The organism is Pseudomonas sp. URMO17WK12:I11 (assembly GCF_007677725.1).
In the GTDB taxonomy this organism is placed as follows: Bacteria; Pseudomonadota; Gammaproteobacteria; order Pseudomonadales; family Pseudomonadaceae; genus Aquipseudomonas.
In genome coordinates, this window is sequence record NZ_VEDF01000005.1 from 286474 (window position 1) to 305335 (window position 18862).

The window sequence follows — 18862 nt, forward strand, 5'->3', positions numbered from 1 at the left end:
TGACATACAGGAAAAACTGCCTGGAGCACGCTTTGCCATGTAGCGACCAGGAGGATGACTACATGGCTCAAAATGAAACTGTCAAATTTGGTGAACCCTTCCGTGATTCCCGCGGTGCGCTGAATCTGAATGAAGGCGTCTTGACGCGCGCGCAAGCCCCGGACCGAGTGTCTCTCAGCCCGTTGCCGCCATTGTCTGGGACCGGCTATGGCGGCTGGGGGCTTGATGCAGGGCGGCCTCGAGGTACTGGAGGGCCTAGCCCTTTCGCCCAGGAAAAAGGCTGGCGAACGGTTTTCGGCGAGGAGTTTACTGCCGTCAACAATATCAACGCCGATCAATATGCACCCGCTCTTGAACAACTTCCCGCGCAAATCAGCGCTGAACGCGCCGCCATCGAACAACAGGCAATCGCGGGAGCTGCGGGTCAGCCTGTCCAGCATCTGGGGCTACGCCAGCAACTGGCCACGACGAGCTTGCAACAAAGGCGCGCCGAGTATCTTCAAATCGTCCCCGTGGCAACCAGCTTCTACGGTGCCATTCCTTTTTATAAACGCTACGACTCCTTCGCCACCCGGTTGAATGACAATGGCGCATTCCCGATAGGCACCTCTGGCGAGGCATGGGGCCGACAGGTCTGGGAGACTTTCAACGCGTCTGTAGATGCCGCCTACCGCTTGCACATCGCAGCGCAGAAGTTTCACGCGTTGGCGGTGGACCTGCCTGAAATGGCTCGCCAGGTCGACGAGGCAGAAATTGCGCAACCTGCTGTCGACCTCCCCAAAGCCATCGAACGGCGGTATGGGCAAATTCTTCATGAACAGCAGATCTACTTCGACTGCCTGCCCAGCTTCCTGCAGCAGCAAGTGGCTCAATCCACCCCAACCCAGGAAACCGATACCCTCATCCAGCGCTTTTCGGCCTATGTGAACACTGCCAATGCGCTGATCGCAGCGAAGCAAGCCGAGATACCCGCTTTCAGTGACTCCAACCCGAACATCGTCGGGCCACTTTCCAAGCCTCAAACCGAGGCACTGCACGACCTCGTCAACGAACAGGCCACCCGCAGGGCCGGCGTGCTTTGGGCAGATTATCACCGGGCACTGGCGCTCACAGAGTCCATTCGCTATTTGCAGCAATTCAGCGCGTCCATGGCGAACCTCACCCAGCGAGCGATGGAAATGGAACAACTGCAGGCAAGGATTGCAGCCGAACATGCAGCTGCCGAGGAGGCTGCACGTCAGCAAGCAGAAGCAGCGCGAATAGCTACCGAAGAAGCCGCACGTCAGCAAGCAGAAGCTGAACGGATAGCTGCCGAAGAAGCGGCCCAGCGCCAAGCTGAGGCAGCACGCCAACGCATCAGTTACATCAACGACACCCACTCCGCTGCCTCTGCGACGACCGTCATTCCGATCGGGTTGGCGACCTTTGCTGCGGATGTCGCGTCGGTTGCTATTCGCGGAGCAATTATCGCAGCGGTAGGTCGATTGGCTACCACAACGGCCCCCTTGGCTGTAGCCATACTTTCGGCAGCCTGGCCTGCAACGCTGGGTAATTCGGAAAGGCGGTACCTGATCAGCACTCCTCTTTCCAGCCTTTCTCCACCAGACGGGCCTGACCTGGCCGCCCTCGCCCTTTCATCAGCCAGCGTGGACGTGCCTTATTTACTTGCTGGTAGTGAAGACGCAAACGACATCAGCTTGTACGTGGTTCCCGGCGGTAAGGCAGTCCCGGTAAGGGCCGCAACATTTGATGCTGAACGGCAGGTATACAGCCTCGCACTGGAGAACCCACAGCGCATCCTGACCTGGACACCCGCCAGCCCGCCCGGAGGTGATGAAGGTAGCTCCACTAGCCTGCCACCCGCTCCGCCGGGCACGATTGTTTACACCGGCAGCAGCCTCAACCCTGTAAGCAACACGACGGAAAGCTATCCTGCACTGGATCTTCTCGATCAGGAACGGCTGATCATCACCTTCCCGATCGACTCGGGATTGCCGCCTATTCTGGTGGTGTTCAAGAGTCCGAGGTTTGAGGCTGGGACCTCGATTGGTCAAGGCGTGCAGGTTACAGAGACATGGCGCGCGCAGGCCGCCAGCCTTGAAGGTGCGCCAATTCCGTCTCAAATTGCCGATCTGCTCAGAGGTGTTGAATTCAGAAACTTTGATGCGTTCCGGCGACGCTTCTGGAAGTCTGTGGCTAACGATCCTGAGCTTTCTAAACAATTCAGTGAAAGGGACCTAGCGCGCATGAGGAAAAATGGAAATGCACCATTGGTGAATGACGAGGACATTTACATGAGCCAGATGACTTTCGCGATCCATCACGTGCTACCAATAAGTGAAGGCGGTGGTGTTTACGACATGAGCAATTTGAGAATCGTAACGCCAAGGGTGCATAACACCATCCATTATGGAGAAAAGCCATGATACTCAAGGAAAATCTAAGTGATTACACAGAGCAGGAATTCCTGGAGTTTCTAGCTGAAATCGACAGAGCAAACGAGGACGAGCCTGACGAGGTACTCACGCCTTTACTGCAGCATTTCAGAAAAGTAACTGAGCATCCTTCTGGAATAAATCTCCTTTACAGGCCAGCCACCCCGGAGGATGGTAATCCGGAGAAAATTGTAGAAATCATCAAGTCTTGGCGACTAGCCAGCGGGAAAAGCGGCTTTAAGTCATAGCCAACACATGCCCCGTTTTCACGGGGCATATCACTCCTTGACCAAGAATATTCCTACACGCTCATTAAAAAAATCTCACACCAAATGCAGCACGGTGAATATTTCCACCCCAAGCAACCAAAGCCATGATCTCGATATCTTTTTAAGAGAGAAACACTGACATGGCGTTCCACCTCCCCGAGCACATCGCAAACCCAGAACCTTGAAACGGCCGAAATTTTAGTTGTTAATACTTGCTTTCACCATGACGAAAGCTCCCGCAAGCGCAATCGACAGCAAAATTAGAAAACACGTAAGCCCCAACCATGGGCAAATTTTCCTACAACAACGATAGATCCCACCCACACTCAATACTCATATTTCCTATTGAAGAATTGGCCATAATTTCCAATGCACGGTAAGGGTCTACCCGACGGGCACAAAAACAATAAAAATGCCAAATAACCCCAAAAGGACGCTGTCACACGAGCACCATATGATACAGCTATTAGCAGTCGTTATTTTTGTATTGTTCGGATGCACAGGCGAAATGCCCCTACTGCTTCCCAACAGGCAAGAAATGAAATTTCAGTGTGACATGGACCCTTACAAACAAGGCTGCGAGTGGATGATGGACTATCAAGAGCACCGTCGCTGGATCAAGAAACCGACGACCTGAAGCCACGACATGCAGGTAATTCAAGACCCCACCGGCGGGTGGCATACTACGGCAATTGTTAAACCAGCAAGGAATAATCCTACAAAACAGAAAAATCCTCACAATTCACGTAGCACCACGAATATTTAACTACCGCGCAACTTAAGTGATGCTGCCAGCATCAACAGGAGGGAAACGCTGACATGGCATTACCACTACCCAACCACATCGCAAACAAGCTTGCTGAGCAAATCTTCAACAACTTCGACGATTTCTCGCAGGCTTTCTGGTTAGCGATCGCCGAAGACCCGATCTACTCCCAACAATTCGTTACCTCGCAACTCAACCGCATCAAGCAAGGCTGGCCACCCCGCGCGCCCTTTGGCGAAACCGCAAAAGGCGTACGCGACTATCAGATCTGCCACCTCGACCCACCCGCCTTTGGCGGTGCGATGTACGGCGCCGAAAACCTGCGGATCATGAGCGCCCTGCAGTACGCGCTGTCATCGGAGGTGAAGTGGTGATCAGTCAAAAACACTCCCTTGCCGATTACACCTGTGCCGAATTCAGGACGGTGGTTGAGGAATTGCTACAGGCGTCTGGAACCTCCGCCTGGCAGGATCGCTTGCTCGAACACTTTATCGACATGGCCGAACACCCGGACGGCTCCGACCTCCTCTACTACCCGGCAAACGAACTGGAGGGCTGCGCCGTGGGGGTGATCGCACGTATCATCGCCTGGCGAAAATCAAACGGACTTCACCTGTTCAAGGACGTGCAATGAAAAAGTCTGTATGGGTGTTGAAGCTGTTTCTGACCGGTTGTGTAGACGGCAAGTTCTTTCTTTTGCCTGATCAGCAGAACCAGAAGTTTTCCTGCGACATGGATCCTTACAAGCAGGGATGTGAACGCCAATGTGACTATGACCGGCACTTCAAGTCAGTCGAGGACAAGAAGAGCTAGGTAGGCCAGTCCGTTCATATGGCGCTATCTGCGAACACCACCGCGATTGCTCGGAGGCATTTCGTGAGCGGTATGGCGAAGCAGCCCGAAAATACAATCGCCAGGCAAGTGCTGGAATCACTGAGGCGTTATCCGGAACTGATACGCCAGATTCCCGTGGGTACAGTGCCACACCGCGTCCAGCCTTCCCTTTACGATACCAACCCCGCCAACTATCGTGCCAACTCCGACACCCGCCATGCCGATCCCGCCAAACATTTCGGTGTCTATTACCTCGGTCTTACCGAGGAAGTTGCCGTGGCCGAGTCCTTCCAGCCTGGCCAGGGTGTTGATGACCAGTCAGTTAATCTCTGGCGACTAAAGCAAACGTCACTGCATCGACTCAAGGCGGCGCGTGTATTGAACGTGATTGACGTGGCCGCATTGGCGAATAGAGCCACCCACCACAAAGTGCGCGATATCGTGCAGGCCAAGGGACAGGGGCGAGAAGGATATGCACTTACCAAAAAAATCAGCCAAGCGTGCATGAATGTCGGTGAGGTCGATGGCCAGCTCTATCAGTCAGCGGTCTACACCGTGACCGGGTCAATGGACGGGTGCAACCTTGTGTTGTTCGAGGGTCGTAGGCGCCAAGTCGAGGCGATCAGCCACCAGCTGGTAATGGAAGCACTGCTATTGAATGGCGAGACGGCTGTGGAATTGCTGGAGAGTCTGGGTGTAGTGCTGGAGTAAACACAAAAAAGCGGACCTCTCACGAGGCCCGCCTTCACTGTCCTGCCATCAACGCATTACGGTAGTCACGCTTGATGATTTCCAGAGCGGCTGGATCATCCAGTACTTCAAACCGTGGCACTTCGTGGCTCGGCTCGCCTGGGTCGGAGTAATCCATTATGCCGACCAGGTGCTGAACGAGTGTGTTCATTGCTTCCGTATCAGCAGGATCAACATCAAGCGTTGCAATCAATGCCTCAATGATTGACCTTGGTTTGTTTTCGACAAACTGAAACGACGGGTAGAACTTTCTGCGATTGCCGGTATTGGTGTAGGTCAGGAGCTTCCCCGCCTTGGTCTTCTGACTCAGTGCTTGCTTGGTAATGCCCAGGATTTCGCACGCTGCTTTGCCGTCACGCAGCTCACAGCGGCTGTCTACCCGCTCAAAGGCGCGTGCCTTCATCCTGGCCACCGCTTCCTGGTTGCGCGTTGCAATACTGCGTTTCGCCTCAACCTCGACCTTGGCGAGCGCAGCAAAAGCCTTCTCGTCCGCAAGCGCCACTGCTTTGAGCACTACCGCAGCCGACGCTCGGGCAAGATGCTCCTCGAAGCGCTCCCGCAATGCAACCTTGGCGGCCTCGATGCTTGCGAGCGCGGGATGAATGGCACCGTGGGTGACCGCCCTCATAGACCCTCCTCAGGGCCTGAATAGCCCGTGTGCCGATAGGCTATGGCCGCTGCGAAAAATCTGTCAACTTGTCAATTCGTCAAAATATAAAGCAACTATAGAAAATACCCACAAACAAAAAACCCCGCCGAAGCGGGGTTTTTCACAAGCATCAATGCTTAGATCGCGCCACGCTGACGCAGCACATCCAGCACCTGCTTCACGCCTTCTTCAACGCTGGTGCTCTGGGTATCGATCACCAGGTCGGCATCCAGCGGCACATCGAACGGGAAGCTTTCACCCGGAATGTTGTCGCCGCCGGCCGCATACAGGCCCTGTGGGTCACGCTCACGGCACGCCAGCGGCGAAGCCTGAACGTAGACAGTCACCAGACGGTCCTTGCCGATCAGTGCCTTGGCCTGCTCGCGGCCTTCGGCATCCGGGGCGACGAACGCCGCCAGGGTCAGCAGGCCGGCTTCGTTGAACTGGCGCGCCACGTGGGCGGCGCGGCGCCAGTTCTCGGTGCGGCCAGCGCGGTCCTGTGGCAGGCCCTTGTTCAGGTCGTGGCGCAGGTTCTGGCCATCCAGCACATATACCGCACGGCCCATGTCGAACAGCTTGCGCTCCACAGCGTAGGCCAAGGTGCTCTTGCCAGCGCCGGACAGGCCACTGAACAGCACGGTTGCAGGCTGCTGGCCGAAGCGCAGGGCACGTTCTTCGGTGGCCACGTGAGCGAGCTTGCCATGCTGGCCAGTGCTGCCGTGGGGCAGTACCGGCGGTGCGATGATCATGCCGGCGCCGACAGTGCCGTTGGTCAAGCGGTCGATGACGATGAACGCACCGGTGGTGCGGTTGCTGTCGTAACCGTCCAGGGCGATGGCGCTGTCCAGCGACACGCTGACGCGGCCGATCTCGTTCAGTTGCAGCGCGCTGGCGGCGCCGCGCTCAAGGGTGTTGACATCGACCTTGTGGGTGATGCTGGCAATCGAGCCCGGCACGTAGCTGGTGGCGCGCTTGATGTCGTATTTCTTGCCCGGGAGCATCGGCTCCTCGGCCATCCACACCAGCATGGCATCGAACTGGTCGGTGACCGGCGGCACGTTATCGGCATGTACCAGCAGGTCGCCACGGGAGATGTCGATCTCGTCTTCCATGGTCAGGGTCACGGCCTGGCCTGGGCCGGCGTTTTCCAGCTCACCTTCGTAGGTAACGATGGATTTGACCCGGCTGCTCTTGCCCGACGGCAGCACGACCACTTCGTCACCTTTGTGCACCACGCCGCTGGCGATGGTGCCGGCAAAGCCGCGGAAGTTCAGGTTCGGACGGTTGACGTACTGCACCGGGAAGCGCAGGTCGGTGAAGTTGCGGTCGGCGGAGACTTCGACGGTTTCAAGGATTTCCATCAGCGTCGGGCCGGCGTACCAAGGCGACTGCTCGCTGTGGTTGACCACGTTGTCGCCCTTGAGCGCCGACATCGGCACGAAATGCAGGCTGCTTGGCTTCAGGTTGATGGCGTCGGCGAACTTCAGGTAGTCGGCCTTGATCGACTCGAATACGCCTTCGTCGAAGCCTTTGAGGTCCATCTTGTTGACCGCAACCACGATGTGCTTGATGCCCAGCAACGAGGCGATGTAGCTGTGACGACGGGTCTGAGTCTGCACGCCGTAGCGGGCATCGACCAGGATGATCGCCAGGTCGCAGGTGGACGCGCCGGTGGCCATGTTGCGGGTGTACTGCTCGTGGCCGGGGGTGTCGGCGATGATGAACTTGCGCTTGGCGGTCGAGAAGTAGCGATAGGCGACATCGATAGTAATCCCCTGCTCGCGCTCGGCCTGCAAGCCGTCTACCAGCAGCGCCAGGTCGACTTCTTCGCCGGTGGTGCCGACCTTCTTCGAATCACGGGTGATGGCCTCGAGGTGGTCCTCGTAGATCATCTTCGAGTCGTGCAGCAGGCGCCCGATCAGGGTGCTCTTGCCATCGTCGACGTTGCCGCAGGTCAGGAAGCGCAGCAGTTCCTTGCGCTCGTGCTGGGCCAGGTAGGCGAGGATGTCCTCGCTGATCAGATCAGATTGGTGCGACATGGAGTAACCCTGAAATTAGAAGTAGCCTTGGCGTTTCTTGTCTTCCATGGAGCCGGCGCCATCGTGGTCGATGACACGGCCCTGGCGTTCGGACGTGCGGGTCAGGAGCATTTCCTGAATGATGTCCGTCAGGGTCTCGGCTTGCGACTCGACAGCGCCCGTCAGCGGGTAGCAGCCGAGGGTACGGAAACGTACCTTCTTCTTGACGATGCGCGCCTTCTCTTCCTCGGAGAGGTGCTCGAGGATGCGCTCGTCGTCGATCATGATCAGGGTGCCGTTCTTCTCGATGACTTCACGCTCGGCGGCGAAGTACAGCGGCACGATCGGGATGCCTTCGAGGTAGATGTACTGCCAGATGTCCAGCTCGGTCCAGTTCGACAGCGGGAAGACGCGGATCGACTCGCCCTTGTTGACCTTGCCGTTGTAGACGTTCCACAGCTCCGGACGCTGGTTCTTCGGGTCCCAGCGGTGCTTGCTGTCGCGGAACGAGTAGACGCGTTCCTTGGCTCGCGACTTCTCTTCGTCGCGGCGCGCGCCACCGAAGGCGGCGTCGAAACCATGCTTGTCCAACGCCTGTTTCAGGCCCTGGGTCTTCATGATGTCGGTGTGCTTGGAGCTGCCATGGGTGAACGGGTTGATGCCCTGCGCCACACCCTCGGGGTTGACGTGGGTGATCAGCTCCAGGCCCATTTCCTCGACCATCTTGTCGCGGAAGCGGTACATTTCCTGGAATTTCCATTGGGTGTCGACGTGCATCACCGGGAACGGCAACTTGCCCGGGAAGAAGGCCTTGCGCGCCAGGTGCAGCATCACGGCGGAATCCTTGCCGATCGAGTACAGCATCACCGGGTTGTCGAACTCGGCGGCCACCTCGCGGATGATGTGGATGCTTTCCGCCTCCAGCTGTTTCAAGTGCGTCAGTTTGTCGACCATGGCTACTCACGTAAAACGATGTTATGGACGGCCTGCGGGCCGTGTTCGAGCGAGCCACTCTATCACAGCAGCTGCTTCTATTTAGGAGGCTAACTAGATCGAAAGCGTCTAACGATATGACTGCCGGTTTGGGCTTGGAGGACCTGTGCGGGCCGCGGTCCCCCGCCGAAATCAAATGGGATTGGGGCAGTCGATGAACAGGTGCTCCAAGGCAAAGCGCCGCGCCAGGTAGTCACCCAAGGCCTGCACCCCATAGCGCTCGGTGGCATGATGCCCGGCGGCGATGAAACTGACGCCATTCTCGCGCGCGCTGTGGTAGGTCTGCTCGGATGCTTCGCCGGTCAGGTAGAGGTCGACCCCAGCGGCGATCGCCGTGTCGATGTAGCCCTGCCCGCCGCCGGTGCACCAGCCGACCCTGCGGATCATCGCCTGCCCTTCCACCAGCAGCGGTTCACGCCCCAGCACATCCTGCACCCGGCGGGCGAAGTCGCGCGCCGTCACCGGCTCGGCCAGCGAGCCGACCAGCCCCACCACCTTGGGGTTGTCCGCATCCAGTGGCCCTTCGACGGTGATATCCAGCTGCCGGGCCAACTGCACGTTGTTGCCGACTTCCGGATGCACGTCCAGCGGCAGGTGAAACGCCAGCAGGCTGATGTCGTTGTTCAGCAGAGTCTTCAGACGGCGCTGACGGATACCGGTGATGCAGGGGTTCTCGCCTTTCCAGAAGTAGCCATGGTGCACCAGGATCAGGTCGGCCTCGGCCTCGACCGCCGCATCGAGCAAGGCCTGGCTGGCGGTCACGCCGCTGACGATGCGGCTGACCTGCGGCCGGCCTTCGACCTGCAAGCCGTTGGGGCAGTAGTCTTGAATCCTGGCGCTAGCGAGGTAACGCTCGGCCTCCTCGACCAGGGTATTGAGCGCGACGGCCATGACGATCTCCTCGATTTCTGTACGTATAGCGGGCCCAACAGCGGGTCAACGCCCGTATAATGCCGGCCATTATGAGCCGTCGCCGGCAGCGGGGGAACCGGTGTATGATCGCGCGCGTTCATGGCCCCACTGCGGCCACAGGCCCCCGCTCCTTTCCAGGATTCGTTCATGTTCAAGGCGTTGCGTTATTTTGGCTGGCCCCTGCTTACCGGTGTTCTGATCGCCGTACTGATCATCCAGCGTTTTCCGCAATGGGTCGGCCTGCCCAGCCAGGATGTCAACCTGCAGCAAGCCCCGCAGACTACCAAGGTCATGCAGGGGCCGGTGTCCTACGCCGACGCCGTGACCCTCGCCGCACCGGCAGTGGTCAACCTGTATACCACCAAGGTGGTCAACAAAAGCGCGCATCCGCTGTTCGAGGACCCGCAGTTCCGGCGCTTCTTCGGTGACAACCTGCCCAAGCAACGGCGCTGGGAATCGAGCCTGGGCTCGGCGGTGATCATGAGCCCCGAGGGCTATCTGCTGACCAACAACCACGTCACCAGCGGCGCCGACCAGATCGTCGTGGCGCTCAAGGACGGTCGCGAAACCCTGGCGCGGGTGATCGGCAGCGATCCGGAAACCGATCTGGCGGTGCTCAAGATAGACCTGAAGAACCTGCCAGCGATCACCATTGGCCGCTCCGACAGCATTCATATCGGCGACGTGACTTTGGCCATTGGTAACCCCTTCGGCGTGGGCCAGACCGTGACCATGGGCATCATCAGCGCCACCGGGCGCAACCAGTTGGGCCTGAACAACTACGAAGACTTCATCCAGACCGACGCTGCGATCAACCCGGGCAACTCGGGCGGCGCCTTGGTCGATGCCAATGGCAACCTGGTCGGCATCAATACCGCGATCTTCTCCAAGTCCGGCGGCTCCCAGGGCATCGGCTTCGCCATTCCGGTGAAGCTCGCGCTGGAGGTGATGAAGTCGATCGTCGAGCATGGTCAGGTGATTCGTGGCTGGCTGGGCATCGAAGTGCAGCCGCTGAGCCAGGAGCTGGCCGAATCGTTCGGCATGCAAGGCCGCCCAGGCATCGTGGTGGCGGGGATCTTCCGCGATGGCCCGGCGCAGAAGGCCGGCCTGCAACTGGGCGACGTGATTCTGAGCATCAACGGCGAGCCCGCCGGTGACGGGCGCAAGTCGATGAACCAGGTGGCGCGGATCAAGCCCAACGAAAAGATCAGCATCGAGGTGATGCGCAATGGTCAGCAATTGAAGCTGATCGCCGAAGTCGGCTTGCGACCGCCGCCGGCACCGGTGGTGACCAAGGAAGAGAAGTAACAACCAGGGCCGCGCAAGCGGCCCTGGTTACATCAGTGCAGAATCTGGCTGAGGAACAGCCGGGTCCGCTCGCTGCGTGGGCGGTCGAAGAAGTCATCGGGCGCTGCCTGCTCGACGATTTCCCCCTTGTCCATGAAGATCACCCGGTTCGCCACGGTCCGGGCAAAGCTCATTTCGTGGGTCACGCAGAGCATGGTCATGCCGTCCTCGGCCAGGCTGACCATGGTGTCGAGCACCTCCTTGACCATCTCCGGATCGAGCGCCGAGGTAGGCTCGTCGAACAGCATGATCTTTGGCTTCATGCACAACGCTCGGGCGATCGCCACACGTTGCTGCTGGCCGCCCGACAGCTGCCCGGGGAACTTGTGCGCCTGCTCCGGAATGCGCACTCGCTCCAGGTAGTGCATGGCAATTTCCTCGGCCTGACGGCGCGGCATCTTGCGCACCCACATGGGCGCCAGGGTGCAGTTTTCCAGGATGCTCAGGTGCGGGAACAGGTTGAAATGCTGGAACACCATGCCCACCTCACGGCGGATCGCCTCGATCTGCTTGAGGTCGTTGGTCAACTCGACGCCATCGACCACGATACGCCCCTGCTGGTGTTCTTCCAGGCGGTTGAGGCAGCGAATGGTGGTCGACTTGCCCGAACCGGATGGCCCGCAGAGCACGATACGCTCACCCTGGCGCACGTTGAGGTTGATGTCCTTGAGCACATGGAATTGCCCGTACCACTTGTTGACACCCTGCATCTGGATAATGCCTTCCGGGCCAACAGGCTGCTTGATCGCTTCACTCATCTCGACACTCCTAACGCTTGTGGCCAGTGTCCAGCTTGCGCTCCAGATGCATGGAGTAGCGGGACATACCGAAACAGAAAATCCAGAACACCAGGGCGGCGAACACGTAGCCCTCGGTGGCCATGCCCAGCCAGGCCGGGTCGGCGGCAGCTTGCTTGACGCTGTTCAACAGGTCGAACAGGCCGATGATGATCACCAGGCTGGTGTCCTTGAACAGGGCGATGAAGGTGTTGACGATGCCGGGGATCACCAGCTTGAGGGCTTGCGGCAGGATCACCAGGCCCATCGCCCGCCAATAACCCAGGCCCATGGCCGCGGCCGCTTCGTACTGGCCTTTGGGGATGGCCTGCAGGCCGCCGCGCACCACCTCGGCGATGTACGCCGACTGGAACAGAATCACCCCGATCATCGCCCGCAGCAGCTTGTCGAAGCTCATGCCTTCAGGCAGGAACAGCGGCAGCATCACCGATGACATGAACAGCACGGTGATCAGCGGCACGCCACGCCAGAACTCGATGAAGGTGACACAGACCACCTTCACCGCCGGCATTTTCGAGCGCCGCCCCAAGGCCAGCAGGATGCCCAGCGGCAAGGCGCCAACGATGCCCACGGTGGCGATCACCAAGGTCAGCATCAGGCCGCCCCACTGGCTGGTGGCAACGCTGCTCAGGCCCAGCACGCCACCGTGCAACAGGGTGTAGGCGACGATTGGGTACAGCACCAGCAGGCCCAGGCCATAGATCGCCTTGCGCGGGAAGCGCTTGATGAACAGCGGCGCGCCACCCAGTACCGCCAGCCACACGGTCAGGTCGACCCGCCAGCGCAATTCGGCAGGGTAATAGCCGTACATGAACTGGCCAAAGCGCTGCTGCACGAACACCCAGCAGGCGCCTTGCTTGGTGCAGTCGGCGCGTGTGCTGCCGACCCAGTTGGCGTCCAGCAACGCCCACTGCACCAGCGGCGGCACGATCAGCCACACCAGGTAAACCGCGAACAGGGTCAACAGGGTGTTGAGCCAGCTGGAGAACAGGTTTGCACGCATCCATGCGAGCACGCCGACGGTCTTCACCGGCGGCGGCATGTCAGGTTTGAAAACATGTGCATTCACGGGCGTATCCTCACCGCTCGATCAGCGCGATGCGCTTGTTGTACCAGTTCATCAGCAGCGAAATGCTGATGCTGATGGCGAGATAGACACTCATGGTGATGGCGATCACCTCGATGGCCTGGCCGGTCTGGTTCAGCACCGTCCCGGCGAACAGCGAAACCATCTCCGGGTAGCCGATGCCCGCCGCCAGCGACGAGTTCTTGGCCAGGTTCAGGTACTGGCTGGTCAACGGCGGAATGATCACCCGCAGGGCCTGCGGGATGATCACCTTGCGCAGGGTCGGGCCTTCGCGCAGGCCGAGCGAGCGCGCAGCTTCGGTCTGCCCATGGCTGACCGAGCGAATCCCGGAGCGCACGATCTCGGCGATGAACGCGGCGGTGTAGATGGTCAAGGCCAGGGTCAGCGCCAGCAGCTCAGGTATCAGCACCCAGCCACCGACGAAGTTGAAGCCCTTGAGCTGCGGCACCTGCCAATGCACCGGGCTGCCGAACAGCAGCACGCAGGCCCCGGGGATGCCGATCAGCAAGGCCAGGCCCAGCCAGAACTTGTGCAGCGGCTGCCCAGTGGCGTCGAAGCGCCGGTTGGCGTAGCGGACCATGGCCACGATGGCCAGCAGCGCCACGGCAACGGCCACCACGAACGGCCAGAAGCCTTCGGCCATCGAGGCTCCGGGGATGTTCAGGCCGCGGTTGCTGATGAACACCATGTCGTCGATGTTGATGCTGCCCCGTGGTCCTGGCAGGGTCAGGAACACGGCGAAGTACCAGAACAGGATCTGCAGCAAGGGCGGGATATTGCGGAAGGTCTCGACATACACCGCCGCCAGTTTGCTGATCATCCAGTTCGGCGACAGCCGCGCCACGCCGATGACGAAGCCCAGTACGGTGGCCAGGATCACGCCGATCAAGGTCACCAGCAGGGTATTGAGCAGGCCGATGACGAACACCCGCGCATAGCTGTCGGATTCGACGTAGGGGATCAGGTGCTGGGCAATGCCGAAGCCTGCGCTGCGCTCGAGAAAGTCGAAGCCCGAGGTGATGCCCCGGTGTTGCAGGTTGGTCTGGGTGTTGTGGAACAGGTACCAGCCCAGACCCACCACCAGGACCACGGTGAGGATCTGGAACAGCCACGCGCGCACACGTGGATCGCTCAGGGACAGGCCCCTTTGTGCGCCGATTCGATTTTGCATGAAGTGCCCCGGAAAGTAGGGTTCCGAACGACCTGCGGCGGCCGAATGCCGCCGCAGGGTGCAGCCATCAGCGCACCGGTGGCGCGTACTGGATGCCGCCGTTGTTCCACAGGGCGTTCATGCCACGGTCGATCTTCAGGTCGGTGCTCTGGCCCAGGTTCTTCTCGAACACTTCGCCATAGTTGCCGACTTGCTTGACGATCTGCACCACCCAGTCCTTGGGCAGCTTCAGGTCCTTGCCGTACTCACCGTCGCCACCGAGCAGGCGGGCGACATCCGGGTTCTTGGTCGCCTTGGCTTCAGCCTCGACGTTCTTCGAGGTGATGCCGGCCTCTTCGGCGTTGAGCATGGCGAACAAGGTCCATTTGACGATGCTGAACCATTCCTCGTCGCCCTTGCGCACCACCGGGCCCAGCGGTTCCTTGGAGATGGTTTCCGGCAGCACCACGTACTCGGTCGGTGCGGCCAGCTTGGAGCGCTGCGCGAACAGCTGGGACTTGTCCGAGGTCAGTACGTCGCAACGGCCAGATTCCAGGGACTTGGCGCTCTCGTCCGAGGTATCGAAGGTGATCGGGGTGTATTTCAGGCCATTGGCGCGGAAGAAGTCCGACACGTTCAGTTCGGTGGTGGTACCGGCCTGGATACAGATGGTCGCACCATCGAGTTCCTTGGCGCTGGAGACGCCAAGCTTCTTGTTGACCAAGAAGCCCACGCCGTCATAGTAGGTGACGCCGGCGAACACCAGGCCCATGCCGGCATCGCGCGAGCTGGTCCAGGTGGTATTGCGCGACAGCACATCGACCTCGCCTGACTGCAGCGCGGTGAAGCGCTCCTTGGCGTTGAGCTGGCTGAACTTGACCTTGCTGGCGTCACCGAACACGGCCGCTGCGACTGCGCGGCAGACATCGGCGTCGATACCGACGATCTTGCCTTGTGCATCCGGTACCGAGAAGCCTGGCAAGCCATCGCTCACGCCACACTGGACGAAGCCCTTCTTCTTCACCGCATCGAGGGTGGCACCGGCCTGGGCAGTGCTCACGGCGCCCAATGCGGCGGCAGCGGTCAGGACTGCCAGGGTGGTTTTCAACATCTTCATTCACAACCTCCAAATCGCTCTTGTTGTACGAGCCGGAATTGCACCGCACCCTTATGAGGCGCATCCGACCCTTGTTGGCTTGTTATTGGGTCAATTGGCGCAATGGGCTGTTCTGTGACAGCCTTCGCGTGCAAAGGGTGTTACCGTCACGGCCTGCCTTTTGCATCGGTTGAAGAATTGCAAAGCGCGTACCAGAGTTGTCGGCTGTAGCGTTTAAGTGATCGTCAAGTAGCTAAAGTTGTATCGTTGCGACATTCTTTTACTGACAATCATTTGCTACGCCTTTTTTCAACGCACGCTTGTGCTACACCCGCACTATTTCGGAGCAGTCATGACCAACCCGCTGATTCTCGAACCACTGAAAACCGCAGACGCTTGTGTGATCTGGTTGCATGGTTTGGGCGCCGACCGTTACGACTTCCTACCCGTGGCTGAATTCATGCAGGAACGCCTGCCCAGTACCCGCTTCGTGATGCCCCAGGCGCCGACCCGTCCGGTCACCATCAACGGTGGCTACGCGATGCCCAGTTGGTACGACATCAAGGCCATGACGCCGGCGCGCGCCATCGACGAAGCACAGCTCGACGCCTCGGCCGAGCAGGTCATCGAGCTGATCAAGGCCGAGCAGGCCAAGGGCATCGACTTGTCACGGATCGTCCTGGCCGGGTTCTCGCAAGGCGGCGCGGTGGTGCTGCACACAGCCTATATAAAGTGGCAGGAAGCCCTCGGCGGCGTGATTGCGCTGTCCACCTACGCTCCGACCTTCGCCGACGATCATCAGCTGAGCGCCTGTCAGCAACGCACCCCGGCGCTGTGCCTGCATGGCGTGCACGATCCGGTGGTGATCCCGTCTATGGGCCGCACCGCCTTCGAGTACCTCAATACCTGGGGCGTGGCCGCCCGCTGGCACGAATATCCGATGGAGCATGAAGTGGTGGTCGAGGAGCTGAGCGACATTCACGACTGGCTGAGCAAGCAGTTGCAATAAGACCAACCCGCCCCTGGCTGGGCGTTTTCCGCTACGCCGTGCGGATGTCTTGCATTACACTGCCCGGCGTACATTCCTTAATCAGTTGATGAGAAGATCGTGCTCAAGGCACTCAAGAAACTATTCGGCAAACCAGACGCCGCGCCCACTGCGCCCGCGCCTGCTGCCAGCGTCACGCCCGCCGCGCCCGCGCCAAGCGCACCGGCCCGGCCGCAACCGAAAGCGCCAGCGCCTCGGCAACCTGCCATCGCCAAGCCCACTGCAAACGCCGAGCCTGCGGCAGCAGCCAGCAAGCCTGCCGAGGACAAGCCGCGCCGCGAACGCAAACCCAAACCCCAGGCCAGCCTGTGGAAGCCGGAAGACTTCGTGGTCGAGCCGCAGGAAGGCAAGACCCGCTTCCACGACTTCAAGCTCTCCAACGAGCTGATGCATGCCATTCACGACTTGGGCTTCCCCTACTGCACGCCGATCCAGGCGCAGGTGCTGGGCTTCACCCTGCGCGGCCAGGACGCCATCGGCCGGGCGCAGACCGGCACCGGCAAGACCGCGGCGTTTCTGATTTCGATCATTTCCCAGTTGCAGCAGACGCCACCGCCCAAGGAGCGCTACATGGGCGAGCCACGGGCACTGATCATCGCCCCAACGCGCGAGTTGGTGGTGCAGATCGCCAAGGACGCTGCCGCCCTGACCAAGTACACCGGCCTGAACGTCATGAGCTTTGTAGGCGGCATGGACTTCGACAAGCAGCTCAAGGCCCTGGAGGCGCGGCACTGCGACATCCTGGTGGCCACGCCGGGCCGCTTGCTGGACTTCAACCAGCGCGGCGAGGTGCACCTGGACATGGTCGAGGTCATGGTGCTCGACGAAGCTGACCGCATGCTCGACATGGGTTTCATCCCGCAAGTGCGGCAGATCATCCGCCAGACCCCGCCCAAGAGCGAACGCCAGACCCTGCTGTTCTCCGCCACCTTCACAGACGATGTGATGAACCTGGCCAAGCAGTGGACGACCGACCCGGCAATCGTCGAGATCGAGCCGGAGAACGTCGCCAGCGAGACGGTCGAGCAGCACGTGTATGCGGTGGCCGGCAGCGACAAGTACAAGCTGCTGTACAACCTGGTGACCCAGAACCAGTGGGAACGGGTCATGGTCTTCGCCAACCGCAAGGACGAGGTGCGGCGCATCGAGGAAAAACTGGTGCGCGACGGCATCAACGCCGCCCAGCTCTCGGGCGATGTGCCTCAGCACAAACGTATTCGTACCCTGGAGAACTTCCGCGAAGGGCGCATCACCGTGCTGGTGGCAACCGACGTGGCTGGGCGCGGGATCCACATCGATGGCATCAGCCACGTGATCAACTTCACCCTGCCAGAAGATCCGGACGACTACGTGCACCGCATCGGTCGTACCGGCCGCGCCGGTACCAATGGCGTGTCGATCAGCTTCGCCGGGGAGGATGACTCCTACCAGTTGCCAGCGATCGAAGCGCTGCTGGGGCGCAAGATCAAGTGTGAGATGCCACCGGATGAGTTGCTCAAACCAGTGCCGCGCAAGCCGCACTGATTACCAGCGCCCGGCAGCATCCTGGTCGCTCTGCCTGCCTTCGACCCAGCGCGGCCCTTCCTGGGTGTTTTCCTTCTTCCAGAACGGCGCGCGGGTTTTCAGGTAATCCATGATGAAGTTGCAGGCATCGAACGCTGCTTGCCGATGGGCACTGGCCACACCGACGAAGACGATCGGCTCGCCTGGCTCGAGCGCGCCGATGCGGTGCAGTACCTCGACCTTGAGCAGTGGCCAGCGCTGCTCGGCCTCGACGACGATCTTGCCCAGGGCTTTCTCGGTCATGCCGGGGTAGTGCTCGAGGAACATGCCGGCGACGTCGCGCCCGTCATTGAAGTCGCGCACGTAGCCGACGAACCCCACCACCGCGCCGACCCCGACATTCGCCGCATGCATGGCGTTGACCTCGGCGCCTGGATCGAAAGCGCTTTGCTGTACGCGTACCGCCATGCTCAGCCTCCTGTCACAGGTGGAAAGAATGCCACTTCATCGCCGTCCTGCACCGGCTCATCCAGGCGGCACAGGTCTTCATTGCGCGCACACATCAGGTTGTGTTCTGCCAGCACCGCGTAGTCCCCGCCTTTGTCGACAAGCGCCTGACGGACATCGTCCAGCACGCTGAACCGACCTTCCAGCTGTTCGGCATCCAGCCCCAGTCGCTCGCGGTAACGGGCGAAATACATCACCTTTATCTTCATCACGCCTGCACCTTGTAGTGGCCACTCTTGCCGCCGAGCTTTTCCAGCAGGCGCACCTGCTCGATGAGCATGCCCTTGTCCACGGCCTTGCACATGTCGTAGAGGGTCAGCGCGGCGACGCTGGCGGCGGTCAGCGCTTCCATCTCCACCCCGGTCTGCCCGGCCAGCTTGCAACGGGCCACGATGTGTACCGAATCTTCGCCTTGGGCGCTCAATTCGACTTTCACGCTGGTCAGCATCAGCGGGTGGCACAACGGGATCAGGTCGCTGGTCTTCTTCGCCGCCTGGATGCCGGCGATACGTGCTACCGCGAACACATCGCCCTTGGGGTGTTGACCGTCGACGATCATTTGCAAGGTCTGCGGCAACATGCGCACCCGCGCTTCTGCCACCGCTTCGCGCTCGGTCACGGCTTTTTCAGTGACGTCGACCATGTTGGCGCGCCCCTGGGAATCAAGATGTGTCAGCACTGCTCTGCTCCTGTGAAGGGAA

At 60.1% G+C, this 18862-nt stretch carries 20 protein-coding genes; 9 read left to right on the forward strand and 11 right to left on the reverse strand.

All coding sequences use genetic code 11. The features are described 5' to 3' along the window. Positions 1 to 62 precede the first annotated feature (62 nt). The 6 genes from FS665_RS12385 to FS665_RS12415 all read left to right on the forward strand — a co-directional run bounded on the left by FS665_RS12385 (position 63) and on the right by FS665_RS12415 (position 5015). Positions 63 to 2426, forward strand: a complete 2364-nt coding sequence (locus tag FS665_RS12385; protein ID WP_145188386.1) for an S-type pyocin domain-containing protein — start codon at positions 63 to 65, stop codon at positions 2424 to 2426. Next, positions 2423 to 2683 carry a bacteriocin immunity protein gene (locus FS665_RS12390; protein ID WP_145188389.1) on the forward strand — a complete coding sequence of 87 codons (261 nt, stop codon included), beginning with the start codon at positions 2423 to 2425 and terminating at the stop codon, positions 2681 to 2683. Before FS665_RS12385 ends, FS665_RS12390 begins: the two co-directional genes overlap by 4 nt. Before the next feature lie 840 nt (positions 2684 to 3523). Further along, the gene (locus FS665_RS12400) at positions 3524 to 3844 is read left to right on the forward strand and encodes an S-type pyocin (RefSeq protein WP_145188396.1); all 321 of its coding nucleotides are present in this window, start codon (positions 3524 to 3526) and stop codon (positions 3842 to 3844) included. Then, a complete protein-coding gene (locus FS665_RS12405; protein WP_178108332.1) occupies positions 3838 to 4104 on the forward strand; it encodes a bacteriocin immunity protein in 267 nt (88 codons plus the stop codon). The genes FS665_RS12400 and FS665_RS12405 overlap by 7 nt, the downstream gene beginning before the upstream one ends. Further along, positions 4101 to 4283: a hypothetical protein gene (locus FS665_RS12410; RefSeq protein WP_145188401.1), complete on the forward strand. Its 183-nt coding sequence runs from the start codon at positions 4101 to 4103 to the stop codon at positions 4281 to 4283. The genes FS665_RS12405 and FS665_RS12410 overlap by 4 nt, the downstream gene beginning before the upstream one ends. Before the next feature lie 72 nt (positions 4284 to 4355). Further along, positions 4356 to 5015, forward strand: coding sequence for an RES domain-containing protein (locus tag FS665_RS12415; RefSeq protein WP_145188720.1), 660 nt, complete (start codon positions 4356 to 4358; stop codon positions 5013 to 5015). A 34-nt stretch (positions 5016 to 5049) separates the two neighbouring features. On the opposite strand, the gene FS665_RS12420 is transcribed toward FS665_RS12415, so the two are convergent. The 4 genes from FS665_RS12420 to FS665_RS12435 form a co-directional block, all read right to left on the reverse strand. After that, positions 5050 to 5682 (reverse strand): hypothetical protein, encoded by a 633-nt coding sequence (locus FS665_RS12420; protein WP_178108333.1) that lies wholly within the window; start codon positions 5680 to 5682, stop codon positions 5050 to 5052. Between the two features lie 158 nt (positions 5683 to 5840). After that, positions 5841 to 7742 carry a sulfate adenylyltransferase subunit CysN gene (gene cysN / locus FS665_RS12425; protein WP_145188404.1) on the reverse strand — a complete coding sequence of 634 codons (1902 nt, stop codon included), beginning with the start codon at positions 7740 to 7742 and terminating at the stop codon, positions 5841 to 5843. A 15-nt stretch (positions 7743 to 7757) separates the two neighbouring features. Beyond that, the gene (cysD, locus tag FS665_RS12430; protein ID WP_145188407.1) at positions 7758 to 8675 is read right to left on the reverse strand and encodes a sulfate adenylyltransferase subunit CysD; all 918 of its coding nucleotides are present in this window, start codon (positions 8673 to 8675) and stop codon (positions 7758 to 7760) included. Between the two features lie 171 nt (positions 8676 to 8846). Then, positions 8847 to 9605 carry a Nif3-like dinuclear metal center hexameric protein gene (locus FS665_RS12435; RefSeq protein ID WP_145188410.1) on the reverse strand — a complete coding sequence of 253 codons (759 nt, stop codon included), beginning with the start codon at positions 9603 to 9605 and terminating at the stop codon, positions 8847 to 8849. A 168-nt stretch (positions 9606 to 9773) separates the two neighbouring features. On the opposite strand from FS665_RS12435, the gene algW reads away from it, so the two are divergent. Then, positions 9774 to 10934: a Do family serine endopeptidase AlgW gene (algW, locus tag FS665_RS12440; RefSeq protein ID WP_145188413.1), complete on the forward strand. Its 1161-nt coding sequence runs from the start codon at positions 9774 to 9776 to the stop codon at positions 10932 to 10934. 32 nt (positions 10935 to 10966) lie between these two features. Here the strand turns inward: algW and FS665_RS12445 are convergent, their stop codons facing one another. The 4 genes from FS665_RS12445 to FS665_RS12460 form a co-directional block, all read right to left on the reverse strand. After that, positions 10967 to 11731, reverse strand: a complete 765-nt coding sequence (locus tag FS665_RS12445; RefSeq protein WP_145188416.1) for an amino acid ABC transporter ATP-binding protein — start codon at positions 11729 to 11731, stop codon at positions 10967 to 10969. Positions 11732 to 11741: 10 nt separating this feature from the next. Continuing rightward, positions 11742 to 12839: an amino acid ABC transporter permease gene (locus tag FS665_RS12450; protein ID WP_145188421.1), complete on the reverse strand. Its 1098-nt coding sequence runs from the start codon at positions 12837 to 12839 to the stop codon at positions 11742 to 11744. 10 nt (positions 12840 to 12849) lie between these two features. Further along, complete coding sequence (locus tag FS665_RS12455; RefSeq protein WP_145188424.1) at positions 12850 to 14028, reverse strand: amino acid ABC transporter permease; 1179 nt, start codon at positions 14026 to 14028, stop codon at positions 12850 to 12852. A 67-nt stretch (positions 14029 to 14095) separates the two neighbouring features. Next, positions 14096 to 15124, reverse strand: a complete 1029-nt coding sequence (locus FS665_RS12460) for an amino acid ABC transporter substrate-binding protein (protein ID WP_145188427.1) — start codon at positions 15122 to 15124, stop codon at positions 14096 to 14098. A gap of 331 nt (positions 15125 to 15455) precedes the next feature. On the opposite strand from FS665_RS12460, the gene FS665_RS12465 reads away from it, so the two are divergent. Both FS665_RS12465 and rhlB read left to right on the forward strand, forming a co-directional pair. Continuing rightward, a complete protein-coding gene (locus tag FS665_RS12465) occupies positions 15456 to 16112 on the forward strand; it encodes an alpha/beta hydrolase (protein ID WP_145188430.1) in 657 nt (218 codons plus the stop codon). 99 nt (positions 16113 to 16211) lie between these two features. Further along, a complete protein-coding gene (rhlB, locus tag FS665_RS12470; protein ID WP_145188432.1) occupies positions 16212 to 17675 on the forward strand; it encodes an ATP-dependent RNA helicase RhlB in 1464 nt (487 codons plus the stop codon). Here the strand turns inward: rhlB and moaE are convergent, their stop codons facing one another. Genes moaE through moaC form a run of 3 tightly spaced genes read right to left on the reverse strand, consistent with a single transcriptional unit; the run spans position 17676 to position 18840 of the window. Further along, positions 17676 to 18122, reverse strand: a complete 447-nt coding sequence (gene moaE / locus FS665_RS12475) for a molybdopterin synthase catalytic subunit MoaE (protein ID WP_145188435.1) — start codon at positions 18120 to 18122, stop codon at positions 17676 to 17678. Between the two features lie 2 nt (positions 18123 to 18124). Continuing rightward, complete coding sequence (locus FS665_RS12480; protein WP_145188726.1) at positions 18125 to 18370, reverse strand: MoaD/ThiS family protein; 246 nt, start codon at positions 18368 to 18370, stop codon at positions 18125 to 18127. Further along, entirely contained in the window at positions 18370 to 18840 is a 471-nt protein-coding gene (gene moaC, locus FS665_RS12485; protein ID WP_145188438.1) for a cyclic pyranopterin monophosphate synthase MoaC, read from the reverse strand. The genes FS665_RS12480 and moaC overlap by 1 nt, the downstream gene beginning before the upstream one ends. Between the last annotated feature and the right edge of the window lie 22 nt (positions 18841 to 18862).

Excerpts from the sequence above, each read along its gene's own strand:
- cysD (WP_145188407.1), bottom strand. The coding sequence starts at position 8,675 with ATGGTCGACAAACTGACGCACTTGAAACAGCTGGAGGCGGAAAGCATC.
- FS665_RS12435 (WP_145188410.1), bottom strand. The coding sequence starts at position 9,605 with ATGGCCGTCGCGCTCAATACCCTGGTCGAGGAGGCCGAGCGTTACCTC.
- moaE (WP_145188435.1), bottom strand. The coding sequence starts at position 18,122 with ATGGCGGTACGCGTACAGCAAAGCGCTTTCGATCCAGGCGCCGAGGTC.
- cysN (WP_145188404.1), bottom strand. The coding sequence starts at position 7,742 with ATGTCGCACCAATCTGATCTGATCAGCGAGGACATCCTCGCCTACCTG.
- FS665_RS12390 (WP_145188389.1), top strand. The coding sequence starts at position 2,423 with ATGATACTCAAGGAAAATCTAAGTGATTACACAGAGCAGGAATTCCTG.
- FS665_RS12385 (WP_145188386.1), top strand. The coding sequence starts at position 63 with ATGGCTCAAAATGAAACTGTCAAATTTGGTGAACCCTTCCGTGATTCC.
- FS665_RS12400 (WP_145188396.1), top strand. The coding sequence starts at position 3,524 with ATGGCATTACCACTACCCAACCACATCGCAAACAAGCTTGCTGAGCAA.
- algW (WP_145188413.1), top strand. The coding sequence starts at position 9,774 with ATGTTCAAGGCGTTGCGTTATTTTGGCTGGCCCCTGCTTACCGGTGTT.
- FS665_RS12460 (WP_145188427.1), bottom strand. The coding sequence starts at position 15,124 with ATGAAGATGTTGAAAACCACCCTGGCAGTCCTGACCGCTGCCGCCGCA.
- FS665_RS12445 (WP_145188416.1), bottom strand. The coding sequence starts at position 11,731 with ATGAGTGAAGCGATCAAGCAGCCTGTTGGCCCGGAAGGCATTATCCAG.
- FS665_RS12465 (WP_145188430.1), top strand. The coding sequence starts at position 15,456 with ATGACCAACCCGCTGATTCTCGAACCACTGAAAACCGCAGACGCTTGT.
- FS665_RS12420 (WP_178108333.1), bottom strand. The coding sequence starts at position 5,682 with ATGAGGGCGGTCACCCACGGTGCCATTCATCCCGCGCTCGCAAGCATC.
- FS665_RS12455 (WP_145188424.1), bottom strand. The coding sequence starts at position 14,028 with ATGCAAAATCGAATCGGCGCACAAAGGGGCCTGTCCCTGAGCGATCCA.
- FS665_RS12480 (WP_145188726.1), bottom strand. The coding sequence starts at position 18,370 with ATGAAGATAAAGGTGATGTATTTCGCCCGTTACCGCGAGCGACTGGGG.
- FS665_RS12415 (WP_145188720.1), top strand. The coding sequence starts at position 4,356 with ATGGCGAAGCAGCCCGAAAATACAATCGCCAGGCAAGTGCTGGAATCA.
- FS665_RS12410 (WP_145188401.1), top strand. The coding sequence starts at position 4,101 with ATGAAAAAGTCTGTATGGGTGTTGAAGCTGTTTCTGACCGGTTGTGTA.